We start from the raw sequence: 15,943 nt of genomic DNA on the forward strand, positions 1-15,943 counted from the left end.
TCTTTGATGATCCTAAACCCCTAAACCGTCGTTAAATCAGGAGTTGTTATGGAACTCGTAATCATCGCCGCCGCAATCATGATCGCCTCTGGTGCTCTGGGTACCGCCGTTGGCTTTGCCCTGCTGGGTGGCAAGCTGCTCGAAACCACTGCACGCCAGCCGGAAATGGCCGCTGAGCTCCAGACCAAGACCTTCATCATGGCGGGTCTTCTGGACGCGGTTTCCATGATCGGTGTGGGTATCGGTCTTTACCTGATCTTTGTTGTTGCATAACACCGGATGGTTGAGGGGTGGTCCAATAGCGGCTGCCCCATCGTCCCGAACGCAACGAATCGGAAAGAGGTAGAACGCCGTGAATATCAACCTCACGATGATCGGGCAGACCATCGGCTTCTTCATCTTCATCGCATTCTGCGTGAAGTATGTCTGGCCCCCGCTGGTTCAGGCCATGCAGGATCGCCAGAAGAAGATCGCCGACGGCCTTGCCGCATCCGACCGGGCAAACCAGGACCTGGAACTGGCCCAGCAAAGGGCAACCCAGGAACTGCGGGAAGCGCGTGACGAAGCGGCCACGATCGTGGAAAAGGCCAACAAGCGCGCCAACCAGATTGTGGAAGAGGCCAAGACCGAAGCCCGTGAACAGGGCGATCGGCTGCTGGCCCAGGCCCGCGACGAGATCGAGCAGGAACGCCAGCAGGCACGGGATGCGCTGCGCGCTGAAGTTGCCACTCTTGCGATCGCCGGCGCGGAAAAGATTCTGGAATCCTCCGTCGACGCCAAGGCGCACAGCGAGATGCTGGATAAGCTCTCCGCGGAACTGTAAACGAGGTCCAACATGGCAGAGTCAACGTCACTCGCCCGACCCTACGCGCGGGCGGCATTCGAGGCGGCACGCGACAGCGGTCAGTTCGATGACTGGAGTCAGTCGCTCAATCTGCTGGCGGCCATCACCAGTGATGACCGCATGGCCTCGGTCCTGCGCCATCCGGGCCTGAGTGCCCAGGAAAAGATCCAGCTCATCAGCGACGTCTGTGAGAACCCGCTCCCGGAGTCAGTCAACAACTTCATCCATATCATGGCTGAAAATCGCCGGCTGGCGCAGTTCCCGGCTGTTGCGGCACTCTTCGAAGCCTATCGTCATGATCATGAGCGGATTGTCGACGTCACGCTGACCACCGCCTTTGAACTGAACGATGAGCAGAAGCAGCGGCTTTCCCAGGCCCTGGAAAAACGCCTGGACCGCTCGGTTGAGCTCAGTGTTGAGTCCGATCAGTCAATCATCGGCGGCGTGGTTATCCGAGCGGGTGACGAGGTTATTGACGCCTCGCTGCGCGGGCGCCTCAACAGGCTGGCCAACGCCATGAGCGCCTGAGTCCGCCAGGCACGGCAGGAACCGAATTCCGACACGCGGTCATTTGCAGAATTTTTTGAGGACACAGGCATGCAGCAACTGAATCCATCCGAAATCAGCGAGATCATCAAGAAGCGCATCGAAAAGCTCGATGTGTCTTCTGAAGCTCGCAATGAAGGGACGATCGTCAGCGTTTCCGACGGCATCGTTCGCATCCACGGTCTGGCCGACGTCATGTACGGCGAGATGGTTGAGTTCCAGAACGGCAACTACGGCATGGCCCTGAACCTCGAGCGGGATTCGGTCGGTGCCGTTGTGCTCGGTGAGGACGAGGGCCTCGCGGAAGGTCAGAAGGTCAAGTGTACCGGCCGCATCCTTGAGGTGCCGGTGGGTCGCGAACTGCTGGGCCGCGTCGTGGACGCCCTGGGTAACCCGATCGACGGTAAGGGTGACGCGGGAACCACCGAAACCACACCGATTGAGAAGGTGGCCCCCGGGGTTATCGCCCGCGAAGAGGTGAACGAGCCCGTCCAGACCGGCCTGAAGCCGATTGATACCATGGTTCCCGTCGGTCGCGGCCAGCGGGAGCTGATCATCGGCGACCGCCAGATCGGTAAGACCGCCGTGGCCGTTGATACCATCATCAACCAGAAGAACAGCGGCATTAAGTGCATCTACGTGGCGATCGGCCAGAAGCAGTCGACCATCGCCAACGTGGTGCGCAAGCTGGAAGAACACGGTGCCATGGACAACACCATCGTGGTCGCTGCTGGTGCCGCCGATCCGGCCTCCATGCAGTTCCTGGCGCCCTACGCCGGTACCTCCATGGGTGAATTCTTCCGTGATCGCGGCGAAGACGCCCTTATCATCTACGACGACCTGACCAAGCAGGCCTGGGCGTATCGCCAGATCTCCCTGCTGCTGCGCCGTCCGCCGGGCCGTGAAGCCTATCCGGGTGACGTTTTCTACCTCCACTCCCGTCTGCTGGAGCGTGCGTCCAAGGTCAATCCGGAGTACGTTGAGAAGGCCACCAACGGTGAAGTAACCGGCAAGACCGGGTCACTGACGGCACTGCCGATCATCGAGACCCAGGCCGGTGACGTGTCCGCCTTCGTTCCGACCAACGTAATCTCCATTACTGACGGTCAGATCTTCCTGGAGACGGACCTGTTCAACTCGGGCATCCGCCCGGCGATGAACGCGGGTATCTCGGTCTCCCGTGTGGGTGGTTCCGCGCAGACCAAGATCATGAAGAAGCTTGGTGGCGGTATCCGTCTGGCTCTGGCCCAGTACCGCGAGCTCCAGGCGTTCGCACAGTTCGCGTCCGATCTGGATGAGCAGACCCGTAAGCAGCTGGAGCACGGTGCCCGTGTTACCGAGCTGATGAAGCAGGAACAGTACTCGCCGATGTCCGTAGGTGAGATGGCGACGGTCCTGTTCGCTGCCAACGAGGGTTACCTCGAGGATGTGGACGCCAAGAAGATCGTGGATTTCGAAAAGGCGCTTATGGATTACATGCGCACCGAGCAGTCTGAGCTGCTGGCCAAGATCAACGACTCCGGCGAACTGAATGACGAGGTCGAGAGTGGTCTGAAATCAGCGCTGGATAAGTTCAAGTCGACCCAGAGCTGGTAATGCCGTTCGGGGCCTGCGGGCCCCGTGACTGTGGCGGAGCGATCAACCGGAAAAGGCACTGAACTATGGCCAGCGGAAAAGAAATACGCACTCAGATCTCCAGCATCCAGAATACGCAGAAGATCACCAACGCCATGGAAATGGTGGCGGCGAGCAAGATGCGTAAAGCCCAGGAGCGCATGGAACTGACCCGCCCCTACGCGAGCAAGATCCGGGATGTGATCGGTTATCTGGCGGAAGCCGACTCCGACTACCGGCACCCGTTCATGGAAGCTCGGGAAGCGAACCGTGTGGGCTACATCGTCGTCTCCACGGATCGTGGTCTCTGTGGTGGTCTGAACAACAATCTGTTCAAGACCATGCTTCAGGACAGCCGCTTCTGGAACGACAAAGGCGTGCCGTCGGATTTCTGCACGCTCGGTCAGAAAGCCAGCGTTTTCCTGAACGTGGTGGGTGGCAATATCGTGGCATCGGAAACCCAGCTCGGGGACCGGCCCAGCGCGGAACAGGTCATCGGCAGCGTCAAGGTGATGCTCGACGCCTACCGCGACGGCAGCATTGACCGGCTCTACGTGGTGTACAACCAGTTTGTGAACACCATGACCCAGACGCCGACCATCGAGCAGCTTCTGCCGCTTCAGGCGGAAGCGGAACCGGAAGGCAAGTATCGCTGGGACTATCTCTACGAGCCGGATCCGCGGACCCTGCTTGACGGGCTTCTGACCCGTTACGTGGAATCCCAGGTGTACCAGGGTGTGGTCGAGAACATCGCCTGTGAGCAGGCCGCTCGGATGATCGCCATGAAGAGCGCGACCGACAACGCCGGCGAGATCATCGACGATCTCAAGACCGAGTACAACAAGGCCCGTCAGGCCAACATCACGCAGGAAATTTCCGAAATTGTCAGTGGTGCAGCGGCCGTTTAAGGCGATACCGAATACTGAGTTAGTGAGGAAGCAAGCATGAGTAGTGGACGTATCGTTCAGATCATCGGGGCGGTTATCGACGTGGAATTCCCGCGCGATTCCGTACCCAACATCTATGATGCCGTGCGGCTCGATGACGTGGGCACCATTCTGGAAGTCCAGCAGCAGCTTGGTGACGGCGTGGTCCGGACCATCGCCATGGGCACCACCGAAGGCCTGAAGCGCGGCATGAGCGTGACCGGGACCGGCGAAGGCATCAAGGTACCGGTGGGCGAGGAAACCCTCGGCCGCATCATGAACGTGCTGGGCGAGCCCACGGACGAAGTGGGTGAGATCGGTGAGAAAGAGCGCTGGACCATCCACCGCAAGGCGCCCGGCTATGCCGACCAGTCGGCCTCGGAAGAGCTGCTGGAAACCGGCATTAAGGTCATCGACCTGATCTGCCCCTTCGCCAAGGGCGGCAAGGTTGGCCTCTTCGGCGGCGCCGGCGTGGGCAAGACCGTGAACATGATGGAGCTCATCAACAACATCGCGAAGGAGCACTCCGGTCTCTCAGTATTCGCCGGTGTGGGTGAGCGGACCCGTGAGGGTAACGACTTCTATTACGAGATGAAGGGCTCGAACGTCCTGGACAAGGTCTCGATGGTGTACGGTCAGATGAACGAGCCGCCGGGGAACCGCCTGCGTGTCGCCCTGACCGGCATGACCCTGGCCGAGAAGTTCCGCGATGAAGGCCGTGACGTCCTGCTGTTCATCGACAACATCTACCGCTACACGCTGGCGGGTCAGGAAGTGTCCGCACTTCTGGGTCGTATGCCCTCCGCGGTGGGCTACCAGCCGACACTGGCCGAGGAGATGGGCAAGCTCCAGGAGCGGATCACCTCCACCAAGACTGGCTCCATCACCTCGGTCCAGGCGGTCTACGTACCGGCCGACGACCTGACCGACCCGTCACCGGCGACCACCTTCGCGCACCTTGACGCGACCGTGGTACTGGCTCGTGACATCGCGGCCAAGGGCATCTATCCGGCGATCGATCCGCTGGACTCCACCAGTCGCCAGCTCGATCCGCTGGTTATTGGCCAGGAGCACTACGAGGTTGCCCGTGGCGTCCAGGGTGTGCTGCAGCGCTACAAGGAGCTGAAGGACATCATCGCCATTCTGGGCATGGATGAGCTCTCCGAGGAAGACAAGCAGACCGTTGACCGGGCGCGTAAGATCGAGCGCTTCCTGTCGCAGCCGTTCTTCGTGGCCGAGGTCTTCACCGGTTCGCCCGGTAAGTACGTGTCGCTGAAGGAGACCATCCGCAGCTTCAAGGGCATTCTGGACGGTGAGTACGACTCAATGCCTGAGCAGGCCTTCTACATGGTCGGCAGCATCGACGAGGCGGTCGAAAAAGCGAAGGAAATGGAAAACAAAGCTGCGTAAACCATTTCCGACTGAGAGAGGCGTAACCAATGGCTAACACCGTACAGTGTGACATTGTGAGCGCGCAGGAAAGCATCTTCTCCGGTGAGGTGGAGATGCTGACCGCGACCGCAAGTAACGGCGAGCTGGGCGTTATGGCAGGCCATACGCCCATGCTGACCGGCCTGGCTCCCGGGCCCGTGAATATCCGGATGGCAGATGGCAAGGAGGAAGTCTTCTTCGTCTCCGGCGGGTATCTCGAGGTTCAGCCCAAGAAGATTTCGATCCTGGCGGATACCGCCGAGCGCGCTCATGATATGGATGAGGCCGCTGCGGAACGGGCTCGTCAGGAAGCCGAACGTGAGCTGGCCAACCGCAGCAGCGAAGTGGACTATTCCCGTGCTGCCGCGCGTCTGGCCGAGGCTGCTGCCCAGCTCCGGACGCTGGAGAAGCTGCGCCGTAAGAAGCGCTGAATACCGGCTGATCCGGACATCGGGTTGTTACTGGAAACCGCATTGCCGATCATGCCCCTGCTGGGGCATGATCCAATGCGGTTTTTCTGATTCAAGGAGTACGAACGGATGACGACACCCCTGCACATCGTCGTCCTGGCCGCCGGCCAGGGATCCCGGATGAAATCCTCCCTTCCCAAGGTGCTCCACTCGTTGGCTGGGCAGCCGCTTCTGCATCATGTGCTGGAGGCTGGGCGCAGCCTGGGCCCCGACGGGCTGCATGTGGTGGTCGGCCATGGCGCGGACCAGGTTCGGGAGCAAACGCCCGGCAACGATATCCATTGGGTCATCCAGAAAGAGCAGCTGGGAACCGGGCACGCGGTTGCTCAGGCCCTCCCGGGGATTCCTGAAACCGCACGGGTGCTGGTGCTTTACGGTGATGTGCCGCTCACTTCCGCCGATACGCTGTCACGCCTCGCCGGTGTCATCAGCCGGGATTCGCTGGGTCTGCTCACCGTCAATCTGCCGGATCCGGCAGGCTATGGCCGTATCCTCCGTGACAGCAGGGGAACCGTTACCGGTATCGTGGAGCAGAAGGACGCCACCCCGGAGCAGCTGGTGATCACCGAAGTGAATACAGGTCTTCTGGGGGCTCCGGCGGAACGGCTGAAGCAGTGGCTGCCCGCGCTGTCCTCGAATAATGCCCAGGGTGAGTACTACCTGACCGACATCATTGCCCTTGGTCGCCAGGAGGGGCTGGGCATCGAAGTTTCCCAGCCGGATGAACCGGAGGAAGTGCAGGGGGTGAACAACCGCGCCCAGTTAGCCGAACTGGAGCGCTGGTTCCAGCGTCAGCAGGCCCTGTTGCTGATGGCTGGCGGTGCCACCCTGGCGGACCCGTCCCGTGTGGATGTCCGAGGCCATCTCGAAACCGGCCAGGACGTGGTCATCGATGTGAACACGGTATTTGAAGGCGCCGTGGTGCTTGGTGACCGGGTCCAGATCGGCCCGGGCGTGGTGTTGCGTAACTGCCGTCTCGATTCGGATGTCCGGGTCGATGCCCATTCCGTCATAGAGGGCGCACGAGTGGATCAGGGCGCTGTGATCGGGCCCTTTGCCCGCCTGCGACCCGATGCGCTGGTGGGCCGGGACGCCCGGGTGGGCAATTTTGTGGAGATCAAGAAAAGCAGCATTGGCGAGGGTGCCAAGGTGAACCATCTCAGCTATGTGGGCGATACCACCATGGGCGCGGGCGTGAATGTTGGCGCGGGTACGATAACCTGCAATTATGATGGCACCAGCAAGCACCATACGACGATCCGTGACGGAGCCTTCATTGGCTCCAATACTTCACTGGTGGCCCCGGTGACCCTGGGTGAGCGAAGCCTCGTGGGCGCTGGCTCCACCATTACGCGGGACGTCGCTGATCGCGAACTGGCGGTGGCCCGCGGTCGCCAGCGCAACATCCCGGACTGGGTTCCGGTGGAAGACGGACGGGACAGCGAACAGGGGGGCAGCTAGGCATGTGTGGAATCGTGGGAGCGGCTGCGCGCCGTGACGTCCAGGGCATTCTGATCGAGGGCCTGAGGCGCCTGGAGTACCGTGGCTATGATTCGGCCGGCCTGGCCGTTCTGGATCCGGGCAGCGGCATCCAGCGCCAGCGGGAGGTGGGCAAGGTCGCCGCCCTGGAAGAGGCGGTTGGCAGCAACCCGCCCAGTGGGCACCTGGGTATTGCCCATACCCGCTGGGCCACCCATGGTAAGCCTTCCGCGGCCAATGCCCATCCGCACATGTCCGGCGAACGTCTGGCCGTGGTGCACAATGGCATCATTGAGAATTTCGAGCCGCTTCGCGACCAGCTTCGCAACGATGGCTACACTTTCACGTCTGAAACTGATACCGAGGTGCTGGCGCACCTGATCGCGCGTGAATACGCCCGCGCGGGGGATCTGGTCACCGGTTTCCACAATGCTGTGAGCCAGGTTGAGGGGGCCTATGCGCTGGCCGTTCTGCACGCGGATGAACCCGAGACTTTGTTGGTAGCCCGCCAGGGCAGCCCTCTGGTGATCGGGGTGGGGATCGGCGAGCATTTTGTCGCTTCAGACCAACTGGCCCTGCTGCCGGTCACGGACCGTTTCATCTATCTGGCCGAAGGCGACACGGCTCTGGTCCGGGCCGAATCGGTGACCATCACTGACGCCAGCGGCCAGCGCGTCGAGCGGCCCATCAACCGTTTCGAGCACAGCGCGGACGCCGCGGAGAAGGGGAACTACCGGCATTTCATGCTCAAGGAAATCCACGAGCAGCCGGACGTGATCGAGGCCACCCTGCAGGGACGGGTGACTGATAGCAGGGTGCTTGAGCAGGCCCTGGGTACCGAGGCCTCGCGTCTGCTGGGGGAAGTGCGTCATGTCCAGATCGTGGCCTGTGGCACCAGCTTCCATGCCGGGATGGTAGCGCGTTACTGGATCGAAGAGCTGGCGGGTATTCCCTGCAGCGTGGAGGTCGCCTCTGAATTCCGTTACCGCAGCCATGTCATTCAGGACGGGACCCTATTCCTGACCATCTCCCAGTCCGGCGAGACCGCCGACACCCTTGCGGCCCTGCGCCAGGCCAGGGATGCGGGTTTCCGGGCCGCGCTGGCCATCTGCAATGTGCCGGGCAGTTCCCTGGTGCGGGAATCGGACATGGTGATCATGACCCACGCCGGTCCGGAGATTGGTGTGGCCTCCACCAAGGCGTTCACCACCCAGCTCACGGCGCTGTTGATGTTCACTCTGGCGCTGGCCCGGCATAATGGGCTTTCCGAGGCCCGAGAGGCGGAACTGGTCCAGGCCCTGCGCGCCATACCGGACCAGATGCGCGCGATAATGGACCTGGACGAGTCCATCAAACAGCTTTCCCAGTGGTTTGTGGATAAGCACCACAGTCTCTTCCTGGGGCGTGGTTCGCTCTACCCGGTCGCGATGGAAGGTGCGCTCAAGCTCAAGGAGATCTCCTACATCCACGCGGAGGCCTACCCGGCCGGTGAGCTCAAGCATGGCCCCCTGGCACTGGTGGACAGCGAAATGCCGGTGGTTACCGTGGCGCCTTCCAATGACCTGCTCGAGAAGCTCAAGTCCAACCTCCAGGAGGTACGGGCCCGGGGTGGTGAACTCTTCGTGTTCGCCGACAGTGAAACCGCGATGGGCGATGGCGAAGGTACCCACGTCATGACCATTCCCCACACGGACCCCATTCTGGCGCCACTTTTGTGCACCGTGCCGTTGCAGCTGCTGTCCTACCATGTCGCGGTGCTCAAGGGCACGGACGTCGACCAGCCGCGCAACCTGGCCAAGAGTGTCACGGTGGAATAACGGAAAGCGGCCATGGTGGGGTCAATCCGCGCAGTACTGGGGCTGTTGGTAGTGCTGATCAATACACTGATCGGCATCGGCCCCATGATGGCGATCGCGCTTGCCAAGCTGGTCGTTCCCCACCAGCCTTTCCAGCAGCGCTGTGCCCGGGGCGTGATGTGGATCGCCGAGAAGTGGGTGGACGCCAACGTCGCGGTGCTGAACCGTATGCTCGATACCCGGTGGGAGCTGCGAGGCGATTTCAACCCCCGGCTTGATACCTCCTACCTCGTCCTGTGCAATCACCAGTCCTGGGTGGACATTGCCGCTCTGGTGGAAGTGCTCAACGGGCGGGTGCCGTACTACAAGTTCTTCCTCAAACGCGAGCTGATCTGGGTGCCCCTCCTTGGGCTGGCCTTCTGGGCCCTGGATTACCCGCTGATGCGCCGCTATTCCAGTGAGTACCTGAAGAAGCACCCGGAAAAGCGCGGACTGGACCTGGAAATCACCCGGAAGGCCTGTGAGAAGTGCCGGGGGATGCCCATTACCGTGGTGAACTTCCCGGAGGGAACGCGCTATACACCCGCCAAGCATGAGGCGCAGCAACCGGGTTTCCGGCATCTACTGCAGCCCAAGGCCGGCGGTATTTCTTTCGTACTCGCCTCAATCGGTGACCAGATCGACACCATTCTGGACATTTCCATTGTCTATCCAGATGGTGTTCCCGGCTTCTGGGATCTTCTTGCCAACCGGATTCCGCGGGTGATCGTGGACATCCGCCAGTACCCGCTGGACCAGCAGTGGGTCCGTGGCGACTACCGCAACGACCCGGCCTTCCGCAGCCGATTCCAGCAGTGGATTACTGACCTGTGGCAGCAGAAGGATGAGCGCATTGGTTTCATCCACACTTCAGTCGATGCCGAGCGCACTGAGTGAGTCCGGGTCCGGGAACCCATCGGCCCTGAGGTCATTTTTCTTCTGGAAGTCCCGCAGTGCCGAGCGGGTGCCGGAGCCCAGGATGCCGTCAACCGGACCCGGGTCATGGCCAGCTTCCTTCAGTGCCGCCTGAAGCGCTTCGATGGTGTCTCGACTCAGGGGCTCGTGATCCGGTGGCCGGGTCTGGAACGGGCCGGCACCTACGATCCGGTCCGCCAGGTGGCCCACTGCCAGGGCGTAGAATTCGGACTGGTTCCAGCCCATGATCACCCGGAAGTTATCGTAAAGCAGAAAGGCGGGACCTTCGTGGCCGGATGGCAGCAGCAGTGCTGCCTGCATGTCCGCCTGTGGCAGTTCCCCGCCCCAGGCATTGCGGATACCGAGCTCCCGCCACTCGGAGAGTGGGCGTTTGCGCTTGAGCCCTGCTGCCAGGCTGTAGTCAAAGCCTTCGGGGAGCTGGACCTCCCGGCCCCAGCGTTCGGCCTCGTTCCAGCCCAGGCTTTCCAGGAGGTGGCCCGCGGAGGTCAGCGCGTCCGGTACGCTGTTCCACAGATCCACGCGGCCGGAGCCGTCCGCGTCCACCGCATGCTTCAGGTAGACGGAAGGCATGAACTGCATCTGCCCCATGGCGCCGGCCCAGGAGCCTTCCATGGCCTCGGCCTCCACGTCGCCGCGCTCGATGAGGCGCAGGGCGGATACCAGTTCACCGGTGAAATAGTCACTCCGGCGCTGGTCACAGGCGAGGGTGGCCAGTGCGCGTGGGATCGGCATCCTGCCGGTATAGCTCCCGAAATTGGTTTCCAGGCCCCAGAAGGCGATCAGATAGCGGCCGGGAACCCCGGTTTCCCGGGTTATCCGTTCAAGCAGCTGCGAGTGTTCCTGGTAGAGCATCCGGCCCTTTTCGATGCGCTGTTCCGTTACACGTTTTTCAAGATAGTCCCGGAACGAGCGGGTGAACTCCGGCTGGCTGCGGTCCAGCTCAATCACCCGTTCGAGCGGCTCGATACCGGCCAGTACCCGGCTGGTGACGGATTCGGAAATGCCCTGGTCCAGCGCATGGTCGCGCAGGCCGTCCACACAGCGATCAAAGTCATCAGATGCCATGGCCTGTACAGTACTGGTAGCCGCCAGAAGTGCCATGAAGAGGTAAGTACGCATTCGGAGCGTCCTTTTATGCAGGTTCGTTTACGCATTCTGCACGAAACCATCGGTGTGTCGAGGGCTCTCGGTTGCTACCATGCATTACAATCCAAGCTCACATGTGTTCTGCCATGGAAAAGATCGAGCCGGTTGAAATACGGGTTTCTGTCAGCGAATTGAAGCTCGGCATGACGGTAACGCGCCTGGATCGTTCCTGGCTGGAAACCAGTTTCCCCGTTCAGGGTTTCGTTATCCGCCATACGGCGGATATTCAGGCGCTGCAGGAACAGTGCCGGTACGTCTATGTGGAGGGGCAGGAGGTTCCGGAAGCCCGGCCCTGGCGCTTCGGTTTTGGTGGCGGTAAACGCCGTCGGCAGGAGCCCCGGTTGAGTACCGTGGACATTGAAACGGAGTTGCCGAACGCCCGGGAGGCCTTCGAGCAGACCAGGGCGCTGGCTGAAGACATCATGGGAAACGCCCGCCTTGGCAGGACGATTGACGCCCGGCAGGCCCGGACCGTGGTCAAATCCTGCGTGGACAGCGTGATGCGTAACCATGAAGCACTGCAGATGCTGCTCCAGGTTCGCAGCAAGGATGACTACACCGCTGAGCATGGCATCAACGTCTGCATCCTGTCGGCCATTTTCGGGCGCCACCTGGGGCTGCTCGGGGGCGAGATCGAAAAGCTGGCGCTCAGTGGTCTGCTGCATGACGTGGGTAAGATGCACACACCCGCGGAGATCCTCCACAAGACAGAAGCGTTGACGGAAGCGGAAAAGGTGGTCATGCGTCAGCATGTGGAGCATGGCCGGCGCCTTCTGACCGGCATGAAGGGGGTGGATCCGGTTACCGTGGATGTCGCTTATGCGCACCATGAGCGCATGAACGGTACGGGCTATCCCCAGGGCCTTCTGGCTCACCAGATTCCCTTCTTTGCCAAGATTGTGTCCATTGTGGACAGCTACGATGCCATGACCAGCCACCGTGTATTCGAATCCGCGCGTTCGTCCAAGGAAGCGCTGGAAATCATCTATGACCAGCGCGGTGACCAGTTCGATGAAGCGCTGGCTCTTGATTTCATACAGTGCATTGGCGTCTACCCGCCGGGCTCCATTGTCCAGCTTAACAGCGGTGAGTCAGCCATTGTCATCACCACCTATGCGCTTAACCGTCTGCGCCCCAGGGTGCTGGTGGTGCGGGATCCCCAGGGCCAGCCCTGCCCCCAGCGTGTTGTGGACCTTCGCCAGAAAGAGGAGTACCGGCCGGGTATGCCCTACCAGATCAGTCGTGAGCTGCCCATGGGCAGCCACGGGATTGATTTGAAGGTCTTTACCGATGCGGGGCTGACTCTGGAAGAGGATCAGCCGGATGCGGAGGTGAGTACGCTGGTCAACGCCCTCCGTGGTATCGATACGGACTGATCAGAAACTGCTCCAGCCGGTGAACTCCGTGATACGATAAAGCAGGTAACGGCGCCGGCGGCCGTCCGCCCAGACGCCATAGGGGACGCTGCACTGGAAGCCCGGCGGGTTGCTCCAGCAGCGCTCAAACCAGTCTCCGGCCGCCCGCAGGGCGGGCAGCTCCTCATTCCCCACCAGTTCACAGCCGGCTTCAAGGTTGAGGTCATCCAGATTGCGCCGGGTCAGGTTGGCGGAGCCGAGGATCAGCTCCACCCGCCCGTCCCGTCGTTCCAGCCGCACCAGCTTGCAGTGGAACTGTTCACCATGGGTGCGGTACCAGCGCACCGGGATTCCGTGGGCGTGCAGCTCCAGCGCTACCTGCCGGTTGGGAAGACCGCCCTTGATGCGCCCGAAGGCGTCCTTGTTCGGGTCAAGCAGTACCCTGAGCCGGCAGCCCCGGGCCTGTGCCCGCTTCAGGGCCTTTATGACGCGCCTGTGGCTCAGGTAGAACAGCGCCAGATCCAGTTCATCACCCGGGTTGGCCCTGTTGATCAGTGCCACGCTGGCCTCCCGGATACGGGACTCGGTGAGCAGTCTCAGTCCCGGTCCCTCCGCTGTCGGAGCCGTTGCGGGGCCCGGCGGTGCCCTGAAATCGCAGCGATACCCCCGGGCCCAGGTCAGCAGGGTCTGCTCCTGGTCAAGCAGGGCAAGGGCTGCGTCACCATGGACCAGAAGCCCCACGTTGGAATGGGCGCTGCTGGCATCGTGTGGGTTGCCGGAGCTGATCAGCCCGCACCAGCCATCATGGGTGTCCGCCACCATGACCTTGCGGTGGTTGGCGCGGAAGTTGAACAGGGTCAGCCAGCTGCGAAGGGTCACCGGCCAGGGGCCGATGGGGTTGGGCAGCCAGCCGTTCTGGGGCCAGCGGGACCAGGGCTGAACCAGCAGGCGCCAGAATACCGACCAGCCCGGGTTGGAATCCCTCAGCCGCGCCAGGGGCGTTTCCAGTATTTCCACACCCGCCTCTTCCAGACGCTGGAGGTGCTCCGGCCAGTGGGCGCCGTAATAGCTGTTGATCGGATCCACCAGAACGGTGGCGCGCAATCCGGGGCACTGGCGCTGGCGCTCGATCAGCGCCCGGGTCAGCGTTTCCGTGACCGGCAGGTGTTCGGCAGGATCTGCACCATCCGGATTGAACAGGAACATGTCCATCACCAGCCGCTTCCGGGCATCCCGGATCAGCCTGAGCATGGCTGGAACCAGCTCGCGGCGGCTGCGGGAACGGCCCCGGGCGTCCACGTAACGGTGGTCGACCAGGAAGCGTGCTTCGCCCGGTTCGAACCAGGTGGAGGCCATGGCGACTGCCGCCGGCAATGGCTTATAGCGGTGGTACAGGCCCACCCCGAGCAGTACAGCCAGAAGCAGCAGGACCAGTCCTGTCATCATCACGGGGAATACCCCAGTCCTGTTGAACGAGTTGAACAGAATCCTTTGATTGTCTGCCGGACGGCACTGGGAAATACTGGCCTCATCAGTAACCGGTATGAACCCAGGGAGTCAGACATGACCGAACGCATTGTTGAACGCCTTATCCACGGCGAGCGCGCCTCTGACGGTGATGGGGTCCAGCTCAGGCGCAGCCTGGGCCAGGGCCCGTTTGCACGCCTGGATCCCTTCCTGATGCTGGATGAGTTCCAGGCCGACGACAGAAGCGGCCCTATTGGCGGCTTCCCGCCCCACCCGCACCGGGGCTTTGAGACCGTCACCTACATGCTCGCCGGCAGCATGCAACACCGCGACTCGCTGGGCAACAGTGGCCGCATTGGCCGTGGCGGGGTGCAGTGGATGACCGCCGCCGGCGGCATTGTGCATTCGGAAATGCCGGAACTGCACGATGGCTACATGCGCGGCTTCCAGCTCTGGATCAACCTGCCCGCCGCGGACAAGATGAAGGCCCCCCGTTACCAGGACATCCAGGCGGATCGGGTACCGGAATACCCCTTCGACGGTGGCCGGGTACGCGTGATCGCCGGCGAGGTGGTGCTCGAAGGCAATACCCTGGTGGGCCCGGTCTCCGGCGTGGCCACGGCGCCGACCTACATGGACCTGGTGATCGAGCCGGGTCGGGAACTGACTCTGCCGATCGAAGCGGACCACAATGCCATGATCTACGTGTACGACGGGGAAGTATCGGCCGGCGATGACGGCTTCTCACCCGTAGCCGCCACCAACGCCGGTCTCCTGTCACGCGGAGACGAGGTCCGCCTGCGTGCCGGGGATGAAGGCGCCGGCCTGCTTCTGCTTGCGGCAAACCCGGTGAAGGAGTCCGTGGTCCAGCACGGGCCTTTCGTGATGAACGCCCGGGATGAGATTGAGCAGGCGATCCGGGATTACCAGGAAGGGCGGTTTGAGCGGGAGGATGTGGCACTGTCCTGAGGCTTGACTGTCCAAAACCGCCGGGGCAATCTACAACTGTTCATGGAAAGCCCAATCACAGGGAGTTGTGAGGAATGCCCAACCGCATCAACTATGAGTTCCTTAGTCGTCTTGAAGGTGGGAGCAGAACCAAGGGATACGTTCCGCTTCCCGAATCCGAGGCGAAGAGCATTGATCAAGCGGTTAAAACGGCGCATATCGGGAAGCTGAGGACGCGGTATCCCTTGTGCACTAGCGTTCATTGCTGGATGCAGTCTGGCTGGTTAGGCTACGGAAACGGAGCGCATCTTTAACGCTGAACTCCAGAAGGCGTTCCAGAACTACGAGCAAACACTGGAGAAGCAACATCCTCCGCTCACTTTCTCATCCGGCACTACGGTTGAGACGTGCCGCGACTATCTGTCGCAATCCGATACGGATGTGCTGGCTGAAGGTGTTGATAACCGGACCGTAGCCGGGGATTACCTGCTATGTGCTTCGGTTGCAGCGCTGAACCAGTCTGAGGAAGCAGGCGGAATCCAGTACAGCCCCGAGTCTTACGGCAAGCAACTCATGGATCGGCTGGATCTCAGGTGCTTCCCCTCGTCTCTGGGACCCAGGGTAACGGATAAGCAGTACACCCTGGCGGACCTGGAGTCAGAAGCCGTCCACCATTCCCGTTATAGAGTGGGCTTTGATTCTAAGAACTGGCACTTCGCCCTGGAGGTTGTCGCAGCAACGGACCTGAATGACAACGGGCAGGATGACTGGCTCCTGTGGCTCGTGGATGAGGCGAAGACCGGTAACTACCGCAATTATGATTTGCTGGTTGCCTATGATGTCGAGGGCTCAGGGTCTATCCAGGCTGAGCCCTTCTGACTGCCGTGTTGTTGCCTTGAGCAGCTCTATCTGTCGACCCTGTCATGATCCCGGCCCAGCGCCGGGA

General features: G+C 61.6%; 15 protein-coding genes. 13 read left to right on the forward strand and 2 right to left on the reverse strand.

Annotated elements, in window-relative coordinates; translation table 11 throughout:
• Nucleotides 1–48: 48 nt before the first annotated feature.
• The 10 genes from atpE to GLW01_RS03945 all read left to right on the forward strand — a co-directional run bounded on the left by atpE (nt 49) and on the right by GLW01_RS03945 (nt 10,042).
• Nucleotides 49–273 carry a F0F1 ATP synthase subunit C gene (atpE, locus tag GLW01_RS03900; protein WP_077529949.1) on the forward strand — a complete coding sequence of 75 codons (225 nt, stop codon included), beginning with the start codon at nt 49–51 and terminating at the stop codon, nt 271–273.
• 79 nt (nt 274–352) lie between these two features.
• Nucleotides 353–823, forward strand: a complete 471-nt coding sequence (locus GLW01_RS03905) for a F0F1 ATP synthase subunit B (RefSeq protein WP_077529950.1) — start codon at nt 353–355, stop codon at nt 821–823.
• Nucleotides 824–835: 12 nt separating this feature from the next.
• Nucleotides 836–1,372 (forward strand): F0F1 ATP synthase subunit delta, encoded by a 537-nt coding sequence (locus GLW01_RS03910; RefSeq protein WP_151440145.1) that lies wholly within the window; start codon nt 836–838, stop codon nt 1,370–1,372.
• A gap of 69 nt (nt 1,373–1,441) precedes the next feature.
• Complete coding sequence (gene atpA / locus GLW01_RS03915; protein ID WP_151440144.1) at nt 1,442–2,986, forward strand: F0F1 ATP synthase subunit alpha; 1,545 nt, start codon at nt 1,442–1,444, stop codon at nt 2,984–2,986.
• Nucleotides 2,987–3,051: 65 nt separating this feature from the next.
• Nucleotides 3,052–3,912: a F0F1 ATP synthase subunit gamma gene (gene atpG / locus GLW01_RS03920; protein ID WP_160898198.1), complete on the forward strand. Its 861-nt coding sequence runs from the start codon at nt 3,052–3,054 to the stop codon at nt 3,910–3,912.
• Between the two features lie 36 nt (nt 3,913–3,948).
• A complete protein-coding gene (gene atpD, locus GLW01_RS03925) occupies nt 3,949–5,340 on the forward strand; it encodes a F0F1 ATP synthase subunit beta (protein ID WP_151440142.1) in 1,392 nt (463 codons plus the stop codon).
• A 29-nt stretch (nt 5,341–5,369) separates the two neighbouring features.
• On the forward strand, nt 5,370–5,792 hold the full coding sequence (locus tag GLW01_RS03930) for a F0F1 ATP synthase subunit epsilon (RefSeq protein WP_151440141.1): 423 nt from the start codon (nt 5,370–5,372) through the stop codon (nt 5,790–5,792).
• A 108-nt stretch (nt 5,793–5,900) separates the two neighbouring features.
• Complete coding sequence (gene glmU / locus GLW01_RS03935) at nt 5,901–7,292, forward strand: bifunctional UDP-N-acetylglucosamine diphosphorylase/glucosamine-1-phosphate N-acetyltransferase GlmU (RefSeq protein WP_160898199.1); 1,392 nt, start codon at nt 5,901–5,903, stop codon at nt 7,290–7,292.
• A 2-nt stretch (nt 7,293–7,294) separates the two neighbouring features.
• Nucleotides 7,295–9,127, forward strand: a complete 1,833-nt coding sequence (gene glmS, locus GLW01_RS03940; RefSeq protein WP_160898200.1) for a glutamine--fructose-6-phosphate transaminase (isomerizing) — start codon at nt 7,295–7,297, stop codon at nt 9,125–9,127.
• Between the two features lie 12 nt (nt 9,128–9,139).
• Nucleotides 9,140–10,042 carry an acyltransferase gene (locus GLW01_RS03945; RefSeq protein WP_151440138.1) on the forward strand — a complete coding sequence of 301 codons (903 nt, stop codon included), beginning with the start codon at nt 9,140–9,142 and terminating at the stop codon, nt 10,040–10,042.
• Here GLW01_RS03945 and GLW01_RS03950 read toward each other — a convergent pair.
• The gene (locus GLW01_RS03950) at nt 10,016–11,200 is read right to left on the reverse strand and encodes a lytic murein transglycosylase (protein WP_160898201.1); all 1,185 of its coding nucleotides are present in this window, start codon (nt 11,198–11,200) and stop codon (nt 10,016–10,018) included. The genes GLW01_RS03945 and GLW01_RS03950 overlap by 27 nt on opposite strands.
• A 113-nt stretch (nt 11,201–11,313) precedes the next feature.
• Between GLW01_RS03950 and GLW01_RS03955 the strand changes: the two genes are divergently transcribed.
• Complete coding sequence (locus tag GLW01_RS03955) at nt 11,314–12,603, forward strand: HD-GYP domain-containing protein (protein ID WP_151440136.1); 1,290 nt, start codon at nt 11,314–11,316, stop codon at nt 12,601–12,603.
• On the opposite strand, the gene GLW01_RS03960 is transcribed toward GLW01_RS03955, so the two are convergent.
• A complete protein-coding gene (locus GLW01_RS03960; RefSeq protein WP_160898202.1) occupies nt 12,604–14,028 on the reverse strand; it encodes a phospholipase D-like domain-containing protein in 1,425 nt (474 codons plus the stop codon).
• A gap of 117 nt (nt 14,029–14,145) precedes the next feature.
• Between GLW01_RS03960 and GLW01_RS03965 the strand changes: the two genes are divergently transcribed.
• Both GLW01_RS03965 and GLW01_RS03970 read left to right on the forward strand, forming a co-directional pair.
• The gene (locus tag GLW01_RS03965) at nt 14,146–15,018 is read left to right on the forward strand and encodes a pirin family protein (protein ID WP_160898203.1); all 873 of its coding nucleotides are present in this window, start codon (nt 14,146–14,148) and stop codon (nt 15,016–15,018) included.
• 420 nt (nt 15,019–15,438) lie between these two features.
• Nucleotides 15,439–15,876, forward strand: a complete 438-nt coding sequence (locus tag GLW01_RS03970; RefSeq protein WP_160898204.1) for a hypothetical protein — start codon at nt 15,439–15,441, stop codon at nt 15,874–15,876.
• The last annotated feature ends 67 nt before the right edge of the window (nt 15,877–15,943 follow it).

Origin of the sequence: Vreelandella halophila, from assembly GCF_009856365.1 — a bacterium.
Classification (GTDB): domain Bacteria; phylum Pseudomonadota; class Gammaproteobacteria; order Pseudomonadales; family Oleiphilaceae; genus Halospina; species Halospina utahensis_B.

Excerpts from the sequence above, each read along its gene's own strand:
- GLW01_RS03950 (WP_160898201.1), bottom strand. The coding sequence starts at position 11,200 with ATGCGTACTTACCTCTTCATGGCACTTCTGGCGGCTACCAGTACTGTA.
- glmS (WP_160898200.1), top strand. The coding sequence starts at position 7,295 with ATGTGTGGAATCGTGGGAGCGGCTGCGCGCCGTGACGTCCAGGGCATT.
- atpD (WP_151440142.1), top strand. The coding sequence starts at position 3,949 with ATGAGTAGTGGACGTATCGTTCAGATCATCGGGGCGGTTATCGACGTG.
- atpE (WP_077529949.1), top strand. The coding sequence starts at position 49 with ATGGAACTCGTAATCATCGCCGCCGCAATCATGATCGCCTCTGGTGCT.
- atpA (WP_151440144.1), top strand. The coding sequence starts at position 1,442 with ATGCAGCAACTGAATCCATCCGAAATCAGCGAGATCATCAAGAAGCGC.
- GLW01_RS03945 (WP_151440138.1), top strand. The coding sequence starts at position 9,140 with ATGGTGGGGTCAATCCGCGCAGTACTGGGGCTGTTGGTAGTGCTGATC.
- GLW01_RS03960 (WP_160898202.1), bottom strand. The coding sequence starts at position 14,028 with ATGATGACAGGACTGGTCCTGCTGCTTCTGGCTGTACTGCTCGGGGTG.
- GLW01_RS03930 (WP_151440141.1), top strand. The coding sequence starts at position 5,370 with ATGGCTAACACCGTACAGTGTGACATTGTGAGCGCGCAGGAAAGCATC.
- glmU (WP_160898199.1), top strand. The coding sequence starts at position 5,901 with ATGACGACACCCCTGCACATCGTCGTCCTGGCCGCCGGCCAGGGATCC.
- atpG (WP_160898198.1), top strand. The coding sequence starts at position 3,052 with ATGGCCAGCGGAAAAGAAATACGCACTCAGATCTCCAGCATCCAGAAT.
- GLW01_RS03910 (WP_151440145.1), top strand. The coding sequence starts at position 836 with ATGGCAGAGTCAACGTCACTCGCCCGACCCTACGCGCGGGCGGCATTC.
- GLW01_RS03965 (WP_160898203.1), top strand. The coding sequence starts at position 14,146 with ATGACCGAACGCATTGTTGAACGCCTTATCCACGGCGAGCGCGCCTCT.
- GLW01_RS03955 (WP_151440136.1), top strand. The coding sequence starts at position 11,314 with ATGGAAAAGATCGAGCCGGTTGAAATACGGGTTTCTGTCAGCGAATTG.